The 21,674-nt window shown below is 41.6% G+C and carries 16 protein-coding genes and 2 tRNA genes; 14 read left to right on the top strand and 4 right to left on the bottom strand.

The genetic code is table 11. From position 1 onward, the window contains the following. The first annotated feature begins 56 nt into the window (after window positions 1-56). Both Q0Q74_RS09245 and Q0Q74_RS09240 read left to right on the top strand, forming a co-directional pair. The gene (locus tag Q0Q74_RS09245) at window positions 57-887 is read left to right on the top strand and encodes a hypothetical protein (protein WP_294430186.1); all 831 of its coding nucleotides are present in this window, start codon (window positions 57-59) and stop codon (window positions 885-887) included. Next, window positions 887-1,729, top strand: coding sequence for a hypothetical protein (locus Q0Q74_RS09240; RefSeq protein WP_294430185.1), 843 nt, complete (start codon window positions 887-889; stop codon window positions 1,727-1,729). The genes Q0Q74_RS09245 and Q0Q74_RS09240 overlap by 1 nt, the downstream gene beginning before the upstream one ends. Here the strand turns inward: Q0Q74_RS09240 and Q0Q74_RS09235 are convergent, their stop codons facing one another. Next, on the bottom strand, window positions 1,730-3,133 hold the full coding sequence (locus Q0Q74_RS09235) for an HD domain-containing protein (RefSeq protein ID WP_294430184.1): 1,404 nt from the start codon (window positions 3,131-3,133) through the stop codon (window positions 1,730-1,732). 12 nt (window positions 3,134-3,145) lie between these two features. After that, complete coding sequence (locus Q0Q74_RS09230) at window positions 3,146-3,580, bottom strand: hypothetical protein (protein ID WP_294430183.1); 435 nt, start codon at window positions 3,578-3,580, stop codon at window positions 3,146-3,148. Between the two features lie 111 nt (window positions 3,581-3,691). Between Q0Q74_RS09230 and Q0Q74_RS09225 the strand changes: the two genes are divergently transcribed. The 10 genes from Q0Q74_RS09225 (at window position 3,692) to rpoD (ending at window position 11,887) form a co-directional block, all read left to right on the top strand. Further along, complete coding sequence (locus Q0Q74_RS09225) at window positions 3,692-4,072, top strand: chorismate mutase (protein WP_294430182.1); 381 nt, start codon at window positions 3,692-3,694, stop codon at window positions 4,070-4,072. A 105-nt stretch (window positions 4,073-4,177) separates the two neighbouring features. Further along, window positions 4,178-4,250, top strand: a tRNA-Thr gene (locus Q0Q74_RS09220). A gap of 22 nt (window positions 4,251-4,272) precedes the next feature. Then, window positions 4,273-4,354: transfer RNA gene (locus tag Q0Q74_RS09215), tRNA-Tyr, on the top strand. A 175-nt stretch (window positions 4,355-4,529) separates the two neighbouring features. Further along, window positions 4,530-5,324: a flagellar basal-body rod protein FlgG gene (flgG, locus tag Q0Q74_RS09210; protein WP_294430180.1), complete on the top strand. Its 795-nt coding sequence runs from the start codon at window positions 4,530-4,532 to the stop codon at window positions 5,322-5,324. Between the two features lie 81 nt (window positions 5,325-5,405). After that, window positions 5,406-5,945: a rod-binding protein gene (locus tag Q0Q74_RS09205; protein ID WP_294430179.1), complete on the top strand. Its 540-nt coding sequence runs from the start codon at window positions 5,406-5,408 to the stop codon at window positions 5,943-5,945. A 120-nt stretch (window positions 5,946-6,065) separates the two neighbouring features. After that, a complete protein-coding gene (locus Q0Q74_RS09200) occupies window positions 6,066-7,004 on the top strand; it encodes an MBL fold metallo-hydrolase (protein WP_294430177.1) in 939 nt (312 codons plus the stop codon). Continuing rightward, the gene (locus Q0Q74_RS09195) at window positions 7,001-7,204 is read left to right on the top strand and encodes a hypothetical protein (RefSeq protein WP_294430176.1); all 204 of its coding nucleotides are present in this window, start codon (window positions 7,001-7,003) and stop codon (window positions 7,202-7,204) included. The genes Q0Q74_RS09200 and Q0Q74_RS09195 overlap by 4 nt, the downstream gene beginning before the upstream one ends. Continuing rightward, a complete protein-coding gene (gene mltG, locus Q0Q74_RS09190) occupies window positions 7,201-8,256 on the top strand; it encodes an endolytic transglycosylase MltG (RefSeq protein WP_294430174.1) in 1,056 nt (351 codons plus the stop codon). The genes Q0Q74_RS09195 and mltG overlap by 4 nt, the downstream gene beginning before the upstream one ends. A gap of 48 nt (window positions 8,257-8,304) precedes the next feature. Then, on the top strand, window positions 8,305-10,131 hold the full coding sequence (gene dnaG / locus Q0Q74_RS09185; protein ID WP_294430172.1) for a DNA primase: 1,827 nt from the start codon (window positions 8,305-8,307) through the stop codon (window positions 10,129-10,131). Next, window positions 10,109-11,887 carry an RNA polymerase sigma factor RpoD gene (rpoD, locus tag Q0Q74_RS09180; protein ID WP_294430170.1) on the top strand — a complete coding sequence of 593 codons (1,779 nt, stop codon included), beginning with the start codon at window positions 10,109-10,111 and terminating at the stop codon, window positions 11,885-11,887. The genes dnaG and rpoD overlap by 23 nt, the downstream gene beginning before the upstream one ends. A 49-nt stretch (window positions 11,888-11,936) precedes the next feature. Here rpoD and dinB read toward each other — a convergent pair whose 3' ends face one another. Beyond that, window positions 11,937-17,816, bottom strand: a complete 5,880-nt coding sequence (dinB, locus tag Q0Q74_RS09175) for a DNA polymerase IV (RefSeq protein ID WP_294430167.1) — start codon at window positions 17,814-17,816, stop codon at window positions 11,937-11,939. Beyond that, complete coding sequence (locus Q0Q74_RS09170; RefSeq protein ID WP_294430165.1) at window positions 17,809-19,770, bottom strand: hypothetical protein; 1,962 nt, start codon at window positions 19,768-19,770, stop codon at window positions 17,809-17,811. The genes dinB and Q0Q74_RS09170 overlap by 8 nt, the downstream gene beginning before the upstream one ends. Before the next feature lie 82 nt (window positions 19,771-19,852). On the opposite strand from Q0Q74_RS09170, the gene Q0Q74_RS09165 reads away from it, so the two are divergent. Together Q0Q74_RS09165 and Q0Q74_RS09160 are read left to right on the top strand one after the other, a co-directional pair. Beyond that, a complete protein-coding gene (locus Q0Q74_RS09165) occupies window positions 19,853-21,019 on the top strand; it encodes a hypothetical protein (RefSeq protein WP_294430164.1) in 1,167 nt (388 codons plus the stop codon). 6 nt (window positions 21,020-21,025) lie between these two features. Beyond that, window positions 21,026-21,673, top strand: coding sequence for a hypothetical protein (locus tag Q0Q74_RS09160; protein WP_294430162.1), 648 nt, complete (start codon window positions 21,026-21,028; stop codon window positions 21,671-21,673). Window position 21,674 lies beyond the last annotated feature (1 nt).

The following is a 21,674-nucleotide window of genomic DNA, read 5'->3' as shown; positions in this document are numbered from 1 at the left end:
TTGCTCATTCCCTTAACAAAAAATTAAATTTCTGTTATTCTTCTTGAGTTATGCGGATGAAATCTTGTTTCAGATTTTCAGCTCTATTGTTCTCTTTTACGGCTCTTCCAGCTTTTTTGCTTTCATGCTCAAATGCCGATCAGGATGCCGCTCCTGCTGATGAAACTCCGACTCTCCGCTACACTGCAAACAGTCTCTATGAGTCTACGATATGGACTGAAGAAATCGAAACGGACAGGCTTTCTACACCAGTTTCTTCTGTTTTCGGAATCTCTTCAAAACTCAATCTTTCTCCGCTGATTGTTCTTGCGGGAACTCAGCCTGATTCATCAAGAATTTTCCCTACGCTTAGTGCTTTTGGTTCTCTGGATACAACACTGATTTCAAAATCTCTTCGCGAGACTCTTACTTCTTTTTCAGACTGCATTGCAAAAAACAAGGATGCCGACTCTTTCTTTTCAAAAGATTCACTTTATTCCCTTGCTCTTTTTTGTAGTGATTTCAAGCGGATTTTTGGCGATTGCTTTGAACTTGATAAAATCGAAGAAAATGTAAAAAAAGAAGACTCTCAGACTTCAGAAATTAAAACTGCAACAGAAAGCAAAGACTCGGCCGATGCAGAAAATCCTTCTTCAAAAAACGAATCTGAGGAATCAGAAAATCCTTCCTCAGAAAATGAATCTGAGGAATCAGAAAAGCCTGTTCCAGAAAAATCTTATTTCAGCTCATTTGTTTTCGGTCAGCCTTTTCTTGACGGCATATATTATGAAGTTCCTGTAAAATTTTTCAGCGACAAGGCATCTCTTACGCTTTCTGTATTTTGTTTTGAGAATGCAGGGGCCTGGAAAATCGATCAGGTTCAGATTGACGATTGGGAGATTTTTTGATGGCTGGCAAGGCACTGACTGGAATCGAACGGCAGCTTGTCCTTGAATATCTCGCTGATGGTAATGTTCCGCTTACCATCTCCCTGTCGGAAGAATCTTCTTTATCTCCCGAAAAATCCGAAAAATCTTCTGTTCCTGCCTTTCCTGTTGCCGTGCGTGGCGAGCAGATGAAAGTGCTTGAACAGGGAATCATTATTATTCCTAAACCGAACGGGCAAATTCTTTCGTTTGACGGAAAAAGCGTTCAGGTTATGTTTTATTTCAACAAACTTGCCCTTTATTTTGAGACAAAAGCCCAGAATTCTTCTGCAGGACTTGCCCTTGTGATTCCTAAGATTATCAGCAAAATTGAAGATAAAAAAGAATCTGAGCGAAAAGATTTTGCGGTCACGGTGTTTTATGAAACAACTCCATCCAAAAAGGCTGCCAGACCTGCTGAAATCAACTGCGAGTTTGATTCAAGATTCCCGCTCTTTAAGGTTTCTGATTACAATTCGCTCATCGAAAAATTTCTTTCTGAGCCTCTTCCTTTAAGCACTGCCGCTGAGTCAATCGCTGGCAGAATTCATTCTCCATCTGTTATTTACCTTGATTCCAGCGTCATAGTTTTTGCCTCAAAAAAGACCGATATGCCTTTCGTTTCAGGCTCTGAATATGCTCTCCTCATGCGTTTTCCGATTGCGGGCCCAGTCAAAGAGCGAAAGGTTTACGCCAGCTGTATCATAAACCGTATTTACGAGAATTTTGAATGTGACAGGCTCTGTGCCTGTGCAAGTTTTTCTTCAATGCGTGAAGAAGACAGCCGCTTCCTAGAAGATAAAATCGCGTCTTCTGCAACATGATTATCTTTCGTTAAGATTCTTTGCGACTGTCAGGAGTTTTTCTTTTGTGTTCATTTCGGGATCATCGAGGACGCATTGGAAGAGCTCTCCGAGAATGAGACCGAGTTTTTTCCCCGCAGGAATTCCGATTTTAATCAGGTCGTTTCCGTTTACGGCCAAATCCTTTAGGGAAAGTGCATTTTCTTTTGAACTGACTTCCTCGATTCTTTGGCGGAGATTGAATATTTTTTGCACGCCCTCATTCATTGGGTCAACTTTTACCCTGTGCATTCCGTAAATGTCTGCCATTCTGAGGGCAAAGAGGTCTTCAACATTTTCTTTCTGAACCCTGACGAGAAATCGGCGTACTGCAGCGTCGGTCCAGTGTTCCTCAAAGAAAAACATATGCTGTTCAATCAGGTGCGTGACTTGATTGATGACCGCATTCGGAAACTTGAGCCGGGTAAGAAGTTCTTTTGTCTGTTTTGACGAGTAAAATTCGTGCCTGTGGAAGTGAAGGAGTTCAACGATATTGCCTGAATGCGGCGGATATTCGATTTTTTCGACAGAGCGGGCATCTTTTTTGCCGATGTCATGGAAGAGGGCCGCAAGCCTTACGATAAGGTTGTCGCGTGGGGCTCCATCACAAGCATAGAGATTGTGGTCAAGAACATCAAATTCGTGAAATCCACGGACATCTGCTTGGTCAACACCACGGCACTGTGCCAGTTCAGGAATGAAAACCTTTAAGATGCCTGTTTCTTCCATTCTGTGGAGAGCCCGTGAAGGTTCTTCTGCTTTCATTATTTTTTCAAATTCATCCCGGAATCGCTCCATTGAGATGGATTTTATTTTTTCCTGAACTTCGCTCAGCTTGATGGCCGCATAGGTTTCTTCTTCTATTTCGAAGCCCAGCTGACTTGAGAATCGGATTGCCCGGATTGGCCTGAGACCGTCTTCCAGAAAGCGGTCGCGGGCTTTTCCGACAGTGCGGATTTTTTTGGCTTTTATGTCTTTTCGGCCGTCAAACGGATCGATGATTGTACCGTCTTCAAGTGAGGCCGCAATTGCGTTCATTGTAAAATCACGGCGCGACAAATCATCTTCGAGGGTGGCGTTGAAATTAACGCTGTCAGGGTGCCTGCCGTCGGTGTAGCCGGATTCGGTTCTGAATGTCGTTGCTTCGATTTCTTTTCCCATGAAATGAATCGTTACGGTGCCGTGAGCGATTCCCGTTGGAATTACCCTGTGGAAAATACTCATTATCTGCTCTGGTTTTGCGTTTGTCGTGATGTCCCAGTCGGCCGCTTTTTTTCCGAGAAGAACATCGCGGACTGCGCCTCCGACGAGATATGCTTCAAAGCCGTTTTGAGCAAAAATTGCATTGAGTTTTTTGAGAATTTCGGGAATCTTTATGGATTTCATGCGCTTATTATATCAGAAAAAAATACCTTCTGAAAGCATGTTTATTGAAAGTGCGAGAATTGAAACTGCCACGCTGACTGCAAGTACAAGAATGTAGCAGATTAGATGAATAATCAGCCGGAGTTTTTTAATTTTTGCCACATAGAAAATACATTCAAAAATTGCGGCGAAAGTGATAAAGGAAAGGGCAATTGCGTTGCATGCAATTATTTTTAAAATGATATTTAAATTTGAGTCAAGAAAATGCTGCTGATTCCCTGTCATAAAGAAAAGAATCGTTGCTATGAGCGTAAGAGAAAGAAAAACGACAGTTCTTCGTGTGAGGCGCAAAAGAGGAGGGAGGCGGCGGGATTTTTTTTGATGCCTGGGAGCAGTTTCGGTTTCTTTTTGCGGCGCTGGTTCCGGAAGTATGTCCGTTTCTTTGTCAGCCGTGTTTTCTGCCGTCATTCCTTGAATCGTCTCCTGTAAAAATATATACTTTTGGCAACATCTGAAATTTCAGTTTTGGGATGCCTTTATATTAACAGAATTTCTTTTATTAAAAAAGATGGGGGAAAAATGTCAAAGAGACTTTTTGCGATTCGTGGTGCAACGGGGGCTGAAAATACAGCTGAATCAATCCGTAAGAATGTCTGCGAGATGTGCCTTAAACTTTTCAGCGAGAATAAACTTGAACCGATTGATTTTGTTTCGATTCAGTTCACAATTACAGATGATTTGGACAAGCTTAATCCTGCTGCGGCACTTCGTAAAGGGCAGAGTGAATTTGATGTTTCTGCCATCCCGCTTTTCTGTTCTCAGGAACCAAAAATCGAAGGTTCTCCTGAAAAAATGATTCGCCTTCTGGTTACGGCTTATCTTGAGGAGGGCGTTACACCTGTTCCAGTTTACATCAATGGTGCAGAAAAGCTTCGTCCTGACTTTGCAAAAAAAATATAAAAAAAATTAATTTTTTTTATATTTTGCTATTGACATTTTTTTTGATAAAGAATAATATCATATTCGTTCACGGCGCACTACTGTGAAACACTAAAAAAAATAAATGCTGCTTTAGCTCAGTTGGTAGAGCACGTGATTTGTAATCTCGGGGTCGTGGGTCCAAGTCCTACAAGCAGCTTTTTTAACCGCTAAGGTTAACCGGGGAGTTCGCATAGCGGCAATTGCGGCGGACTGTAAATCCGCTCCCTTTCGGGTTCGGGGGTCCGAGTCCCTCACTCCCCATGAGTTTTACGGTCTTGAAAGCAAGGCCGTTTTTTATTTTAAATCGCTTTCTTCCAACTTTCTTTTCGCATTCTTTCCTTCAAAAGTTTTTATCATCAAAAAAGATTCCTGTTAAATTTTTTTATCTGATTCCGATAATAAAACTGTAAGACAAATGTGTTTTTAGGAGTAAAAAATGGTAAGAAGCCTTTGGACAGCAGCGACAGGAATGAACGGTCAGCAGCAGAATCTCGACACGATTTCAAATAACCTATCAAATGTCAACACAACTGGATTCAAGCAGCAGCGTGTTGAGTTCGAGGATTTGATTTACCAGAATGTGAAACTGGCAGGTACACCAGCAACTGAGGATACAGTCACTCCTGTGGGAATCCAGCAGGGTGCAGGTACAAAAGTTGCAGCTACACAGCGCGTTTTCACACAAGGCTCTCTTCAGAACACTGGTGTTGATACAGATGTTGCAGTCGTTGGTGACGGTTTCTTCCGCGTTCAGCAGTATGACGGAAGTTTCGCATACACCAGGGATGGTTCTTTCAAAATTGATATGAACGGTCAGCTCGTAAACTCAAATGGTTTGCGCGTTCAGCCGGAAGTAATCATGCCGGAAGGATACGACATCCACACCCTTACAATTGATGACACAGGCCGTGTAACAGTTAAAATTTTCGGACAGGATGATCCTGTTGATGTTGCACAGCTTGAGTTGTACCGCTTCCCGAATAATGCAGGTCTTGAAGCAGTTGGTGATAATCTTTATAAAGTCACAAATGCTTCTGGTGAGGCAATCGCCGGCCGGCCGGGCTTTGAGGGCTTCGGTGTTACAAAACATAAGTTTGTCGAAATGTCGAATGTTTCTGTTGTAAACGAAATGGTTCAGATGATTGTTGCTCAGCGTGCTTACGAATTCAATTCAAAAGCCATCCAGACAACAGACTCAATGCTTTCAACAGCAGTAAATCTTAAACGATAATAAAAAGTTAGCGAGTAGCAGTTAGCAGTAAAAAAAATTGCTCATTGCTAACTGCTAACTAAAAAAAACGGAGTTTTTTATATGACAATCGGTGGAATCAGTGCAATTACTAAAGGTGAGGGGGCTTCTCTCAGTGCAAAAATTTCTTCTGAAAAGGGAAAATTTGATGCGCTTGTAAATGAGGCTAAATCTCTTGCTAAAGCTGAATCTGGCGTTGTCGGAAAAAATCTTTCTTCTTCACAGACTTCTTATGACGGCCGGATTAACGGTGACTGGACTTCTGGATTTTCTGGTGCCTTTATGGCTGAAAGTGATAAAACTGCTTTGCCTCAGGGCGCTGCCGCAAATCAGGCAAATCCTAATGTCGTGCAGGGGACAATCGACCGCACATCAAAACTCTACGAAAAATCTCTCGAAATGGAATCATATATCGTCAAAATGATGCTTTCTTCTATGCGTAAAACCGTAATGAAGGCTGATTCTCAGAATGATTATGCCAAAAACATGTATGAAGATATGCTTTATGATGAATATGCTACCATGATGACGAAAAATGCAGGATTCGGTCTTGCAGATCAGATGTACCTTCAGCTTTCACAAAAGGGCGGAGTGGAAGCATAAAAATCATTTAAAATCATTTAAACTTTTGACAAAGAATCGTTATCGGTTTATACTTTATCTGCATATTTTTAATCCATGTACGGCTAAAATGTCTGTCATGGAGCAGATGGGGTCACATCGGTGAATGTTCATTTTTGGGGGGTTCGGGGTTCAATTCCGACCCCGTTGTCAGCACAGCAGATTCGCACAAAGCTTTACGCGGCATTACAACGCATAAAATCAGAAGATATTGAGTCTGACGAAGCAAAGTTAAATTTCATTTCGTCACTTCCCTGGTGGATTTCAGGCACTGCGGGTGGCAATACTCCCTGTGTTGAACTTGTCCTTAAAGACGGTTCTGACATCATTTTTGATGCTGGTTCCGGAATGCGTGTCATGGGGAAATTCGCTGATCCTCCGGCACACTCTCATTATCATCTTTTTATGTCTCATTTCCATTGGGATCATATTCAGGGGCTTCCTTTTTTTGATGCGGCATACAATCCCAATATTATCTTTGATGTTTATTCTCCTTATCCTCAGATGAAGGAATATCTTGAAACGCAGATGTCTTCTCCGTTTTTCCCTGTGCCTTTTTCTGGAATCGAAAAGCATTTTAATTTTCATCTAATTGAACCTGGTCAGGTCTTAAATATCGGTACTGCAGAAATTTCCTGCACCAAAATGGGGCATCCCGGTGATTCTTACAGTTATGCTGTAGTCGAAGACGGAAAGAAATTCGTATATGCTACCGACATCGAAATCGGTAGCAAAGATTTTGTCCGTACTGAAGAAAAGGCTGCTATTTTTGAGAATGCGGATGTAATTCTGATTGATTCTCAATATACGGTCGAAGAATCACTTCGTAAGGTTAACTGGGGGCATTCTGCTTTCTGTTATGCCATTGATTTTGCTTTTATGTGGAAGGCAAAAAAAGTCTTTATGTTCCATCATGAACCTACTTACGATGACAGAAGGCTTAACACGATTCTAGAATCTGCCAAATGGTACGCGAATTATGTTTCGGGAAGTGCCATGGAGATTGACATCGCCTGCGAGGGAGCTGTGATTGAATTATGATGGATTCAGATGATTCTTTGCGTCCTTCTTCATTGGTGCTTGATTATCATTTTTCGGAGCGCGAGGTTCGGAGTCTTGCCCGCTTTTTCCGCAATCATCAGGAAGTTATTCCCGATGCGCTCCTTGGTTTTGCTTCAAAAATAGAGCGGACTATTTACAATTCAATGTCGATTGACGAGGCTGCGGCTTTTTACTCATGAAAAATAAAAAAAACACTTTTATCTCTTTTGTACTCTCAGCTTTTGCTTGTGTTGTTTTGGCCTTTCTTGCCTGTTTCCTTGCATTTAGGGTTTCGCTTTCTGCTCCTGATTCTCAATCTGAAGCGAAGTCCTTCCGGGTCGAAATTCCAAGCGGTTCAAGCGTCGCAAGAATTTCTGAAATTCTTGTTGAAAAGGGGCTTATCCGTTCAGACAGGGCTTTTTATCTTGCGGCCCGATTTCCTTTCCTTTCCTTTAGAAATACGGCTCCTGTGCTTCAGTCAGGGTTTTACAATTTGAATTCAGCTATGGATGCACTTCAGATAATGGCTGTTCTTGAGTCTGGCGTTCAGGATTATACGCGGGTTTCTGTTCCCGAAGGATTTACTCTAAGAAAAATTGCCGCTCTTCTTGAAAAGAACGAAGTTTGTAATGCTGATGATTTTATTGAGGTTTGCCAGAATCCGATTTTGCTTGAAAAATACGGAATTCCGTCGCACTCGTTTGAGGGATTTCTTTTCCCCGATACATATTTCTTCGCACCTGGTATGGGAGCAGAAAAGGCTCTTGAGATGATGCTGGATTCGTTTTTTAGCAAAATCTCAGAAATTCCGTATTTCGCAGGCAAGTCACCGTCAGCTTTTTATGATACTCTTGTTCTTGCTTCAATCGTTGAGCGGGAATACCGTGTTCAGGAAGAAGCCCCTTTGATTGCCAGTGTTTTTAAGAACAGAATTGATGCTGGTGTAGGGCTTTATTCTTGTGCCACAATCGAGTATATCATTACCGAAATTCAGGGAAAGCCTCATCCTGATATTATTACTTATGATGACCTTAAAATTGACAGCCCGTACAACACCTATAAGTGGGCTGCTCTTCCACCTTCACCTATTTCAAATCCAGGGATTGTTGCGCTTAAAGCTGCGGCAAATCCGCCTCAGACCGATTATTTCTACTTCACGCTCACAGATTCAGCTTCTGGAAGCCACACTTTCTCCAAGTCTTTTAATGCTCATGTTAAGGCTGGAACAAATTTCAAAACAAAGAAAAACTGAAATTTGAAGGTGAAATTCAAGAAATCTGCCGATAATGTATAGGCGATTATGGAAGGAATTATCTCCCCCGAAACCAAAGATGCGGTTCTCTCTTCTGCGGACATTGTTTCTGTTGTAAGTGATTATGTTCAGCTTGAACAGAAAGGTAATCAGTGGTGGGGGTGTTGTCCTTTTCATCATGAAAAAACCCCGTCTTTTTCTGTGACTCCTGAAAAAAACATGTTTTATTGTTTCGGTTGTCATGAGGGCGGGGATGCGATTAAATTTGTGATGGAAATGGAAAAAATCCGCTTCCCTGAGGCATTGAAGCTTCTTGCCAAAAAATTTGGCGTTGAAATCAAATATACGAACAATTTCGTTCCAAATGCTGAAAAAACTGATAACACAAAAGAACTTTATATCGATTTGTATAACCGTGTTGCAGATATGTTTCATTACGGCCTGGTGAAAACTGAGGCTGGAAAATTCGCCCTTGATTACATTACGAAACGCGGAATTTCGCTTGAAACAATTGAAAAATTTAAGCTCGGTTATTCGCCGTCTGACAGAACATGGCTTAAAAAATTCCTTCGCGCTAAAAATTTCAGTGATGAATTCCTCGCAAAATCCGGGCTTTTCAGCAGAAATTATCCGGATATCGCTTTTTTTTCAGATAGGCTTATGTTCCCGATTTTTGACAGGCGTGGTCAAGCGGTTGCTTTTGGGGGGCGTTTTTTGCGGGGAGATCCTGAAAAATCACCAAAATATCTTAATTCTGGGGATTTGATTCAGTATAAGAAGGGTGAGACCTTATATGCCTTTAATTTTGCAAAACAGGCAATTCGTGAGAATAAAAAGGTCATTTTCTGTGAAGGATACATGGACTGCATTGCCTATCATCAGTGCGGAATAAATTATGCGGTTGCTCCGTTGGGAACTGCCCTTACTGAAGATCAGATTAAAATCGTGAGGGGATTTGCGGACACGATTCTTCTTTCGTTTGACTCAGATGGCGCTGGTCAGGCGGCTACGATGCGTGCAATCCTTATGTGCAGGAAACAGGGGCTTACGGTAAAAATAATCCGTCTTCATAACGCTAAAGATCCTGCAGAAATTATGCTGAATTTCGGTGCGGAAACCTTGACAAATGAAGTCAATTCCGCTATATTGGATAGTGATTATCTGTTGAGTTTTCTGTCGCAAAAGTACCAGAAGGATACACCAGAAGGCAAGGCTAAGTTCGCTTTGGATTTCTTCCCTTATGTAGATGCGTTACAGACTGACATACAGAAAGAATCAAGTCTGAATCTTCTGGGGCGGACTCTAAACATTTCTCTGGAAGCAGTTAAAAGGGATTTCTTCAACCGTGAGAATCTGAATAAGCGGCGGCTTGCCACAAAAACGGAGTCACAGGCGCCTGTTGGAAGCGAAGTTGTAATCAACGCTGAATTCCGGGCTGTTCTGGCTGTTCTGTCCGATACAAATCAGTTTGAACTGATGCAGAGTCGCTTGACGGAAGACGATTTCGAGAATCCTTTTGCTAGAACTTTGTTTTCAACTTTGAAGGAGTGCTATAAGGCAGGAGATTTGTCTTTTGTTTCTGTGTTGAATCATTGCAATCATGACGGCATAAAACAAAAAATCACTGAGTCTGTTTCCAGAGGGGAATTTTCTCAGTTCACGGCACAGTCAGTTGCGGAAAGCATTGAGCAGCTGGAAATAAACAGCCTCAAACGAAAGCGAAAATCCATTCTTGAGCAGATTAACTCCCTTCAATCGCAGTTGAGTATTCCTGCAAATCAGGAACTTATGACAAGGCTCTTTGAACAAAAAAAGTATATAGACGAAAAAATTAACAAAAAAGGACTGGTATATGGATCAGGAACTGGATCCTAAAGTTGCAAAACTTTTAGAATATGCTAAGGATAAGCAGATTGTTTCTTGGGATGAAATCAATGAAATTTTAGGTCAGGATTTCGTGAATTCACCAAAAATGGAAGATGTGCTTCAACTTCTAACCCAGAATAACATTCAAGTCATGGAAGAAGACACTGATTTGGATGACGGGACTGATGACGATGAGGACTTGCTTGATGACGAGGACGCAGAAGGCGTTGGCGAAGCGGAAGATGAGCTTGCTGCTACCCGGCTTGTAAACGGTGATAAAGACTCTAATGTTGATGACCCGATTCGTCTTTATCTGCGTGAAATCGGCAAAGAAAAACTTCTTACAGCAGAACAGGAAGTTACATATTCAAAGCAGATGGAAGACGGAGAGAACATCATAAAGGATGTCATTAAAAAGTCCGGCATGATGATTCCTGAATTCTTTGCCATCTGTCAGAAAGCTTTTGCTAAAATCGATCCTCATGAGCCTGGAAAAGCCCGCAAAGAAATCAATGAGGCTCAGGCTGAAAAGCGCCGTTTAAAAAGCTGCTATGGAGAAAACCTCAAGGCTTGCAAAGAGAGCATGAAGGCTTATATGAACCTTAAAAAGCAGCTCTTTGAGGCAAATCAGTCTCGTGAAATCTTTGAGAATGAGCAGATTATTGAACTCCGGGCAAAAATTTTACCTGAACTTCAGAAAATCGATATTCAGTCAGAAGAAATCGAAAAATTCAGTGCAAAATTTGTTGAAGCGACTCAAAAAATCGAAGAATTCCGCCATAAGCAGGAGCACAAAATGCGAGAACTCCGCATTTCAAATCCTGCTGAGTTGAGAAGTCTTGGTCGCCGTCTGGCAATTCATTCTGAGGCAATCAAACTTGAAAATGAGCTCGGATTAAAGAGTGATGAAATCCGTGACATTTATACTCAGATTCAGAAAATTGACCGAAAACTCCGCCGCATGGAATACGATTTCGAGAACAATGTAGAAGAAATCCTTACTATGGCTGATGAAATTGAACGCGGTCGTAGAATGCTTGAAAAGGCAAAGAACAAGCTGATTAATGCGAACCTTCGTCTCGTCGTATCAATCGCTAAAAAATATACAAACCGTGGTCTTCAGTTCTTTGACTTGGTTCAGGAAGGAAACATCGGTCTTATTAAGGCTGTCGAAAAATTTGAGTACCGAAAGGGCTATAAATTTTCAACCTATGCAACATGGTGGATTCGTCAGGCTATTACTCGTTCAATTTCTGATCAGGCACGAACAATCCGTGTTCCTGTCCACATGATTGAACAAATCAACAAAGTAGTGCGTGAAGGCCGTCAGCTTATGCAAAAACTGGGCCGTGAACCAACCGATGAAGAAATCGCACAGCAGCTCGGCTGGCCTGTTACTCGTGTTAAGCAGGTCAAAAATGTTGCCCGTGAGCCAATCTCTCTCGAAACTCCAATCGGTGAGGAAGAAGATTCTCAGCTCGGAGATTTCATCGAGGATAAGGATGTTGAAAATCCAGCAAATCAGACCGCATACACTCTGCTTCAGGAGCAGTTGCGTATGGTCCTCAACACGCTTCCTTCTCGTGAACAGGAAGTCCTTAAAATGCGTTTCGGTCTTGATGACGGATACAGCCTTACTTTGGAAGAAGTCGGTCTTTACTTCAATGTAACGAGGGAACGAATCCGACAGATTGAAGCCAAGGCTCTCCGAAGGCTCCGACACCCGCGCCGTGCAAGCGGACTTAGAGATTATATCGAGATGTAAATCAAATACGCTCAGACGGAATTTTCTGTCTGGGCTTTTTTTTAACCTTCTAGAATTTTATCGTTGCACCGAGGCTTGCGTTAGCTGTAAGAGTGGCGCTTTTTCCCCAGTTTGCGTAATAGCTGAATCCCACATCACTGTTCAGGAATATGTATTTATTGACCTGCGTTTCTGTTGTATGAGTGTAATCAACATTGTATTTTCTTGTGGGTGAAGAACTTGAAGAGGATGGAGAAGTGCTGCTTGCAGAAATGTTGAGGCTGTCTGCTTTCCGTATGCGATTTTGCTTTCTTGAATCTTCTTTTATGAAAAGTTCCACAAATCCTTTTGCGAGTGAAGAGCTTGCGTTTCTTTTCCAGATTATTGTATATTTTGCTTTCCAGTCAGTTTTTCCTTCTAAGGTGCCTTCAAATCCGTTTTTCAGGTAATTTTGTGATGAAAAGTAGAGTGTCGCCTGTAAGTAAGTGTTAAGAAGATATGAGAATGAGCAAGGTGAGGTGCGCGGAATTTTAACTGCGGCTGAGAATGAAGAATTGTATTCATCATTGGAAAAAAATGCGAAAAGAGGTACGGTGCCAGTCTTTCCAAAAATATTTAGTGCCGTATGGTGTACGGTGCTTTTGAGCTGATAGAAGTCTGTTGTGTTCTCTCCTGTGCGGATATCACGGGTGGCTTCAAGTTTTGCTGAATTTGGAATAAAAAAATCGTATTTGTTTGCAAAAAATGCCCGTTTCCAGTTGAGCGTGTAACTTCCAGTGTAGAAATTTGAATTTCTGCCGGTTTCAAAGATTTTTTCTGAAAGATTTGTGCTCAGAAGGTCATAAATCGGCATGGCATATAAAAAATATGATTTTTCTGAAAGCGATTTTTGTAATTCTTCTGCGTCTGTGCCGTAATTTCCGCCTTTTTCAGAGGATTGCGTGCTTCCGCCTGTTTTTTTCCATGAGAATGAAAAATTGTTTTTTGGAATCGTGAAGGGAAGTTCGAGCCCTGCTTTCGTGCTGTCTGTAAAAGTGACTTTTGAAGCTGATTTGTAGTCTCCTGTACAGTCAATGAAAACCTTCGGCGCAAAATTGAATTTGTCGAATTGCCAGAGTGCGTCTGCCTTGCCTTCAATACTGCGTCTGGATGCCTTTGAACTTCCCGTATCGAAGCTGAATTCCGTGATTTTTTTCCATGAAGAGGCGTAGTTTTCTGTTTCAAATTTTTCTTTTCGGCTCGCATTTACTGAACTTGACGCGCTTACTGGAATTTTCTGTTCAGCTTTGGCAGAGCTTTCAAATTTGAATCTTCCGGCACTGAAATTAGCACTTCCTTTTGCTTTTGACGCAAGTGCCCATGAGTCTGAGGTGGCCTTTGTTTCTGCTGCAATTTCTAATGGAACGGAAAGTGATGAAAAATCGATTTTTGCAGAGTTTGTTTTTTCAAGACTTTCTTCTGCGGCGGAAAAATTGTAGTTTTCGGCAAATGAAAGCAGTCCGAAAAATGGCTTTTCGCTTTGAATCGAGTGATTTGCTGAATCCAACGGGCTTGTCTGATTAACATCTGAAGATTTTACATTTAGGTAAGCATTTGAGATTTTCGCTGAACCTGAGAATTTTAAATTTGTGAGCGTGAATCCCATGGTTCCTGTTGATTGAATGCTGTTGCCTTTAGAGGTTCCGTTTTCGGTTTCTATTGAGCCTGATGCATTCCCTGCGGCATTGACTCTAAAATCCTTTAGAATCGCACGGCTGTTGCTTTCGATTATGTTTCCGTCGCGCTTATAAGAGGTTTCGATTTTGTCCTGCATGGTCAAAAAAGGCGTGTTTTCGCTCAGATGAAGCTCATCGAATGAAAGGGAGCCGTTTTGCCTTGTTTTGACTGAAATTTCGAGCTTTGTCGGAAGGATGTCCGTGTCAAGAACCGAAAGTTTTGAAGTCTTTCCGCGTGTTAAATCGATTGTAAATTCATTCCAGTTTGAAGAGGGATTTTCGATTTCATAGACGATTGATTTTTCGTCATTTTGGCCGCTTTTTGTTCGTGCTAGAGTGATTGTTATTGATTCCGCATTTTCAGCCTTCATGAAGAACGAAAGCTTTTTGTATTCAGATAAATCAATTTCAGAAAAATAGCGTGTGAATTTGATTTCTTCGTCTGCCAGTGGTTCAGAATTGAAATGCCAGTCGAAATATTGAACATAATTTGCCGAAGATATGCCGCTTTTGTTGAATTTTTTGATTTTTTCTGAGCTGAGACTTGAATCTTTAAGCTCATAATTTGAGCAAAGAACATCGGCTTCGGTTGAGCATAAAAAAGTGAGTTCACCTGCTTCGTATGGACCTGCGTAAATTGTTCCAGAATGGGGCATTGCTCCTTCGTCATTTGTTGCAATAATCAGTCTCGCATTGAAATTTTGAAGTGAGGAAATCGCGCTTCTGTCTTCGTCTGAAATCGTGACTGTAACGGTTTGCCAGCCTGCTTTTGAAAAAATAAAGTGCTTTTGAATCTGGCATGCTCCGGAGTCAGAAATTTTCCATGTCGGAATCTTTTGAGATTCTTCAACATCAAAATCATCATCAGAAGAAACTCCAAGCTGCAAATATAGGGCAGTTTTTGAATCATCGAAAGTATTGTCAAAATCACTGTTTTTAAGCGCGATTGAAAAAGTTGAGACATTCATGATTTGTGGTGAAAGGGCGGGCGTGTACAGTGAAATTGCTGCCCAGAGCAGGTTTTCTTCGGTACCAGCTTCCATGCCAGAAAAATCCCATTCTAAGGGGATAGCGTAACCTGAAATCTCTGAATCGCTTATGCCTTGTTTTGCTTCGATCGAGCCGTTTTTTTCTGATTTTAATTCGATTTGTTTGATTTCACCTGATGTCTTAATATTAAGTGTCGGACAAAAGCCAGCCGGTAAATCGACTGCGGCTTTTTTGGAAAGATAGGCCGTTTCGCTTTTTATGTCGTCACAACCCAAAATCCTGAAAAGCCCGCTTGTGTTTTTATTTTCATAACTTGCCGCAATTGTGTTTTTTAGACCGAAATTTTCTCCAGCGTAAGTAAAATTACCTGCAAGACTGGCAAACCCGCTCTGAGCATTCGTTGCGTCGGCAAAAGCCTGTTCGCCTGAATAAGCCCATCGGCCTGAAGATGAAATGTTTCCTGAGAGATTTTCTGAAAAATCGTATTTGAAGCCCGTGCCCCATGCAACAGAGCCTGATTCTGAATCTTCGCTTTCTTCATACCAGCGAGCCGTAATGTGATCGGTGCTTGTGACGGAGCTTGAAAGAGTGATTGTTCCAGATTCCGGGTCATATTTTGCACCTGCATCGATTACTCCGTTTTTGTAGACGGTAATTCCTCCCGCTACGGCATTTGTGCCGATTTCAAAGCGGTTAACAGGAGAAAATGACCGGACTTGAAGAACTTTGTCGCAAAGGGATGAAGATGAACTTCCGAGGTAAATCTGAGGATTTTCGGCCGCCATAGGAAATGAAGAATGAATCAGTTTTTCAATTTCATCTTCCGTATTGTCTTCTGAAAGGTAAATGTCTGCGTAAAGATGATTTGAATAGAAAAAATCCGACTGTGCGAAAGAAAGCCTGTCTTCATCAATCACGACGCTGTAATCTGCATCTGCGGTTCCTGAGCCAAAAAATGCTACCTGTGCGTCTGTGGCGGATGAAGTGCCGCAATCATAGCGGTAAGCTGATGAAAATGGTGAAAATCCGCCTGAATGTTGAACGAAAAGACAGTCTTCACCTTCAATCGAGCCTGAAATTTGATATGAAAACTTTTCGAGTTTTAGAGTTTTGTTTTGCCCCTGATTGAACCATTTTTGAATCTTTCCGAGAAAGGTTGTCTCATCATCATAGGAACCGAAATCGTCTGGATTCACTACTGTCCAAAATGTCAATGCTACACATGGAAGACTTCCGTTCTGTCTGAATGCTCGTGCGTCTTTTGAGAGAAGAATCTGCCTTTCAGAAGCGAGAAGAAGATACTGGCTTTCATCGAGCTTTTTGTATTTGCGGCCTTTTGAATCTTTATAGGTTCCGTTGGCCGATTCGACATAAACTGCCTTTACATTTTTGACAAGCTCTGCTTTTGGAAGAATATATTGATTTCCAGTATTGAAAGAAGAAAGAGCGATTTCATTAATTGTGACGGAATTTTTGCCATACCAGCTTTTTTCATGCGATTCGATTAAGTCGTAGCGTAAAGCCGCATCTGCCTGCCAGTTTTCGCCTGCCCAGTTTAAGCAAATGCCCGGTGCCTGATTTTCTCCGCCGCCGATTCCACGGTTTATTTCATTGACGGAATAAAAATCAGGGAAAACAATATTCCGGTTTGAGAGTCGTGCTGATTTTAAGTAGCCTTCTCCAACATACCCTGCCGCAACGGTGTTTTTTGCAAATTCATCAGCAAAGGCGGCCTCAAAATACCAGTGATGATTCAGCATGAAGTAAAGCGAAAGGTCAACATTCTGTGCAAAAACAGGCGATGAAGTTGAGAGTGTCGGAGTGGTGCCAAATCCAAAAGAGTAAGCGGCGCTGCTTGTGACAGTGCTTTTCCAATAGCCTTCTGCAAAGAATTCGACATTTTGATTTGCAAAATCGGTATTGAAAAGAGAAACTAAGCCAGAACTATCTGCAAGAGGCAATTTTGAAGTGTCAAAGACAATTCCTGCAGCCCCATCAGCTTCCCGTTCTGTAAAAGATGATGGAGATGCAGCGGTTTTTTGAAGCGGAAAGGCGAGAATTGCCAGAATCAGTGAACTGGTCCCTAAAAGGCGTGCTTTTGTAATTTTTAATGAAGGATTTTTTTCCTGCGCCTTTAAGATTGCGTTTTCCAGTTTGCGTTTTTTTTCTTCTCCAAAATCAAAAAGTTCCTGCTGCCTTGGGGAAGTTTCGTCTTCAAGATTCTGCATGGCAACTCCAAGAAGACGGATTCCAAGGTGCGAATCGCGTTTTTTTTCGAGAAGAGATTTTGCCCTTTCAAACAGGTCGTCAATCGATGAAACATAGCGTTCGCTCGTCGACTGAACGCTGACCGTCGTAAAATCTTCGTAGCGGATTTTTATTGAAACTGTTGAGCTTCTGACCTTTTCCCTAAGGCTTCTGAACATGACCGTGTGGCATAAAGACAAAAGGGCTGTCTCTATGATTTCAGGACTTGTCAAATCGTAGTCATAAGTCGTTTCGGCACTGATTGAGCGGGATTTTGGTTCCGCATGAAAATCTGCCCCAGGATTACCGCGAACGGCATTGTATAGAAAGGTGCCTGCCGCGTTTCCAAAAAGGCTTTTTAAAAGACTTTCCGATCTTGTGTAAATGTCGCGGGGCGTTTTGATTCCGTAATTCCTTAGCTTTTGAAGGGTTTTGCTGCCTGCTCCCCAGACTTTTTCGATTGGAAGGGAAAGCATAAAATCCGTTTCTTTTCCAAATGGAACGACTGTAAGCCCGTCAGGTTTTTGCAATCCCGAAGCGATTTTTGCACAGTATTTTGTGGAGGCAAGTCCAACTGAGACCGTGAGGCCTGTTTTTTCACGGACTTCTTCTTTGAGCTTTCTTGCAGTTTGAACTGGGTCTCCAAAAAGACGCTCCGTTCCTGTTAAATCAATAAAAGCTTCGTCTACTGAAATCTGCTGTATGTCTGGAGAATATTCCTTAAAAATCGCCATCACTTCTTCACTTTTTTCATGATAGCGTTTCATTCTGCCCCGCACAAAAATTCCCTGAGGGCAAAGCTTTACGGCCTGGTAAGTCGGCATAGCTGAATGAACGCCAAATCTTCTTGCTTCGTATGAAGCTGTTGAAACGACAGAACGGCGGTCTCCGGGTAATCCACCCACAATAACAGGTTTCCCCCTGTATTCGGGATGGTCGAGCTGTTCGACAGAGGCGAAAAATGCATCCAAATCAACATGAAGAAAGACTTTATTCAACTGTCAGCACTCTCTTTTCTATGCGGAATGAGTTTTCATTTTCTGTTTCGTAATATGCCGTTATTTCGATTTCTGCCCTGGTGCTTACAGCCGATGCGTAGTCGATTGTTATTTTTTTAGGCGGATAATCTGGAATCGTGAAGGAGTATAAATCCGAGCCGTCCTGCATTGTAATGATTCTGTAGTCATAAATTGAGTCGTAAATTGGATGCGTGGTGTTGATTCCTTTGAGCGTGACTTCGTAGCGTAGTGCTTCTTTTTCTGATTCGATTTTGATGTGGTTTGTATTCATGCCAGAAAACTCGTTTTTGCTGAGTTTTGCGGATAAAGTGAATTTTTCATCTCGCGTGATTTTTGTTTCGATTTTTTGTGCTTTTCTGAATTCCGGCCTGTAAATGAAGTGCGAAATTGAAAAAATCAATATGAAGATAAATACAAGAATTGCTATAGTAGAAAAAATTCCGTTCAGAATGATTTTTTTGAGAGAGTAGCCTTTTCTTTTTGAGTAAACATTCTGCAGAACCATGATTCTAAGCCATGCAATCTGGAAGGGGAAAATTGCAAAGGCAAGGACTAAATTGCTGCTCATGTTACAGAATACGGTGCGAATCAGCTCCCTGTCTTCGGCATTTCTGATGATTGTATAGCCGTAGGGAAGAAATGGCATGAGCATTAGCAGAAAATAAATAATCATGGATAGAAGCCGACGGGAACTTCTTGAAAGATAGATGATGATATATTCTGCGGCGAAAATGACGAAAAGGTTTAAGTCGCGGGTAGCGAATATGAAGATGTTGATGATTGCAACTATAAGAATAAGATAGCCATACATGAATGCCGTAAGGGAGATTCTGAAGATTCCCTGTGTTATGAAGAGCATTGAAATCAAAATCATCGAAAAAATGATTTTGATTCCATAAAGTATGATTGGATTCATGAAAGGCAGGCTTGAAAGCAGTGATGCTATGTATTGGCCTAGATAAAGTGACAGCATTGAGATGAAGATTGTTGCCGGAATCATGTAGCTCGATCTAATGAACTCATATTTGTGTCTTTCTCCGTTAATGCCTGTGAAAGAGAAAATACAGAGAATCAGGATAGTCAGAAGACCGACTGAAAGACAGCTGATTATGATGGGCCGCTCACCGATAAAAATTGCCCTGAAAATATTCCTTCGGTCGATGTAGAGATAGTGGATGTCCCATTCTGCGGTACCTTCCGGCGTGTAGAGTTCGGAAAACTTTTTGAGGACATTAAGCTGTTCTGGATTCGAAAAATTGATTTCGATTGCCGGAATGCTGTTCGCAAAGAAAAAGGCAAGTCTTTCCTGACCGTTGACGATTCCGAGACGGTAGATTGCGGAAAGTCTGTCATCAAAATCAAAATTCGTTCGTGCATAGAAAAATGCGTCGGAAATGCGCTGAGTGAGCCAGAGAGGACTTGTGTATCTTCGGCTTCCTGTGAAAATTGCCGTTTTATCAGAAGAATTGAGCGTAACGGCAACGGCACAACAGGAATCGTTGTTGTCAACGGAAGAGGCAAAAACATAGGAGCCTTTTAGACCAGGTCTTCCGGGAAAACTGCTTTTGTCGAGCGCTGAAAACAGAACAGTGGCGTGCCATGAACGCTTTAAATCACGGATGTATGAAAGAAAATCAAGAAGGTCGTTCTGATAAAGTGAAAAATCTTCCTGGGTAAAACAGAAAATTACTTCGTTTCGGAAAGAACTTTCTCCGTCGCCGGTATTTGAGCCGAAACTAAGAAGAATATTGTATGCGAATTCATCCTGACCTGTGTCTGAAAGATTTTGAGAAATCGCCGTAAAACCATTGTCTGTAAGGGTTTTGCTCACTGCCTGTGAGAGGGAATTGCCCCTTAAAATTTTCTGCGAGAAAAATGGAAACTGTGCCGAAAATAAAAGTAAGGTGAAAACTGCGATTTTTCGGAAAATCATTATAATAAGAATATAATTTGTCAGTTTACAATTCAAGTGCCTTAGTGTACAATTATATTATTGCATCAAAAGGGAGATTTTCATGCCTGCAGAAAAAAAATTTATTTTGAACTTGCCACTGAAGGTAATCTTGACGGAGGAGGGCACATCACATTTTATCAGCAATAAAAAGAAGCTGCTCCGCATCCGTCTTGCAGACAATCTTGAAGAATACGGAATTTCCTTGAATCCTTTTTCTCCCCAGTCAATTCAGAACATGATTATGGTAGACTACATCTCCAAAATCGAGATTTCCATGTCAGAATTCGTTTCTGTTCGTCAGGAAGTCATGGATTTGGCAAAGGTCGTTGTCTATTCCATCCTTTATAAGCAGTTTGACCGTCAGCTTTTTTCTGATTTAATCAAGTGTGATTGTGTCCGTAAGCATAACCGTTCAAATCCTAGTGAACTTATCGATGAGCGCACAAAAATCGAAGACAAGCAGCTTCGTGCAATGATTTCTAAAAAAGAAGCCCTCGTAAGACAGGCCAAAAAAGAAATCCTTGATCCGGTCTGGAAGTCAATCATGGAAAACAAGGAATATTCTCTTGAAGAGCGCAACATCTATCTTCTCATGACAGAAAAATTCCTCAACCGTCTTTCCCTAATGAACTGGTACATCATCATCAAATTCTTTAAAGATAAAGAAGGGTTTTCACAGATTAACATTGCAATCCGTCATCTTCTTCAAATTTATATGGAAAAATCGCGGGTTGCAGAATACATTTCAATCCTTCTCATGGAACTCGCTCTCAATGCCGAAAATCAGAACCTCAAAAAAGAAGCAAAAGTTCTTTACAACGGGGTCGATGACCTTGATGCCCTTCTTTTTGACCCTGAAATCCGTTCAAAAATCATCGCGGAATTAAAGCGTAAGCACGAATTGGTTTCTCTTTCATGGAAACTTGGTGGCGGTTCAACTGCAATCGGTAAGCAGGGCCGTCTTCAGATTATGGTCTTGAACAAAAACGACGAAACTCAGGAAACAAAGGCCAACATCGAGGACAAAATGGCTGCCGATACAAACAAACGCTCCCTCATCGATTTCTACCGCGAAATTCCTGACGGGCAGGGCAGCACTGACTTGGGCTTGTACTATCTTTCTTATCTTGATGATGCCTGCAAAAAGCTCAATGTCAAATTCGAATCAATCGTTAACCAGTTTGCAAATCAGGATCTTACTGTTATCAACCTGATTTTCAATTTCTAGGCGGCCATGAAATCAATTCATTTACGGCTTCTCTGTCTGCTTTATGTGATTTTTCTTCTCTCGTTTTTTTCATGCTCTGAGACTGAAGCTGATGTTGTTTCTGCATCGGTTTCCACGGTTTTTGACTTTGCGGATAATGAATCAAATCCTTCTGTAAGGCTTGCAGTTTTTCTTCAGGTTACAAATGAAGTTCAGCGAACCGAAAGTTTTACAATCTCGAATGAATCTTCAGGATATTCATGGACTGTTGCGAAACCTGGAATCTTCAGCGGGCTCAATAAGAATTATGCATATTCGGCAAACCTCAAGGCTCCGGAAGGCGCTGAAATCCCAATCGGTTTGTATTCGGTCACATATAAAGATGCGGCGGGCAATCAGGATGAAATAAAATTCTCTGTCCACTACAACAAGGATCTTCTTACGGCCAAAAGTGAAAATTGCCGCGAACTTCTTCCGAATGCAAATGAAAATGTCGCTGTTTATGATGATTCTGGTGAGCTTCTTTACATGGGAAGGGCAAAAAAGACCTGGACAACGAATGCGGCCATCTTAAAGGATTATAAACTTGCTGACAGTAAGCGAATTTGTTATGTTACTGGCGGAAATTCTGTCGTCTGCATGATGCCCTTAGAAAAATTGAAAACGGAAAATTAAA

The organism is uncultured Treponema sp. (assembly GCF_946187725.1).
Classification (GTDB): Bacteria; Spirochaetota; Spirochaetia; order Treponematales; family Treponemataceae; genus Treponema_D.
The sequence above is the reverse complement of the archived record's forward strand: the minus strand, read 5'-3'. Positions and strand labels throughout refer to the sequence as shown.

Coding starts and splice junctions, on each gene's coding strand:
- rpoD (WP_294430170.1), top strand. CDS start 10,109: ATGGATCAGGAACTGGATCCTAAAGTTGCAAAACTTTTAGAATATGCT.
- dnaG (WP_294430172.1), top strand. CDS start 8,305: ATGGAAGGAATTATCTCCCCCGAAACCAAAGATGCGGTTCTCTCTTCT.
- Q0Q74_RS09195 (WP_294430176.1), top strand. CDS start 7,001: ATGATGGATTCAGATGATTCTTTGCGTCCTTCTTCATTGGTGCTTGAT.
- Q0Q74_RS09245 (WP_294430186.1), top strand. CDS start 57: ATGAAATCTTGTTTCAGATTTTCAGCTCTATTGTTCTCTTTTACGGCT.
- mltG (WP_294430174.1), top strand. CDS start 7,201: ATGAAAAATAAAAAAAACACTTTTATCTCTTTTGTACTCTCAGCTTTT.
- Q0Q74_RS09235 (WP_294430184.1), bottom strand. CDS start 3,133: ATGAAATCCATAAAGATTCCCGAAATTCTCAAAAAACTCAATGCAATT.
- Q0Q74_RS09240 (WP_294430185.1), top strand. CDS start 887: ATGGCTGGCAAGGCACTGACTGGAATCGAACGGCAGCTTGTCCTTGAA.
- Q0Q74_RS09165 (WP_294430164.1), top strand. CDS start 19,853: ATGCCTGCAGAAAAAAAATTTATTTTGAACTTGCCACTGAAGGTAATC.
- Q0Q74_RS09170 (WP_294430165.1), bottom strand. CDS start 19,770: ATGATTTTCCGAAAAATCGCAGTTTTCACCTTACTTTTATTTTCGGCA.
- Q0Q74_RS09230 (WP_294430183.1), bottom strand. CDS start 3,580: ATGACGGCAGAAAACACGGCTGACAAAGAAACGGACATACTTCCGGAA.
- Q0Q74_RS09160 (WP_294430162.1), top strand. CDS start 21,026: ATGAAATCAATTCATTTACGGCTTCTCTGTCTGCTTTATGTGATTTTT.
- flgG (WP_294430180.1), top strand. CDS start 4,530: ATGGTAAGAAGCCTTTGGACAGCAGCGACAGGAATGAACGGTCAGCAG.
- Q0Q74_RS09205 (WP_294430179.1), top strand. CDS start 5,406: ATGACAATCGGTGGAATCAGTGCAATTACTAAAGGTGAGGGGGCTTCT.
- Q0Q74_RS09225 (WP_294430182.1), top strand. CDS start 3,692: ATGTCAAAGAGACTTTTTGCGATTCGTGGTGCAACGGGGGCTGAAAAT.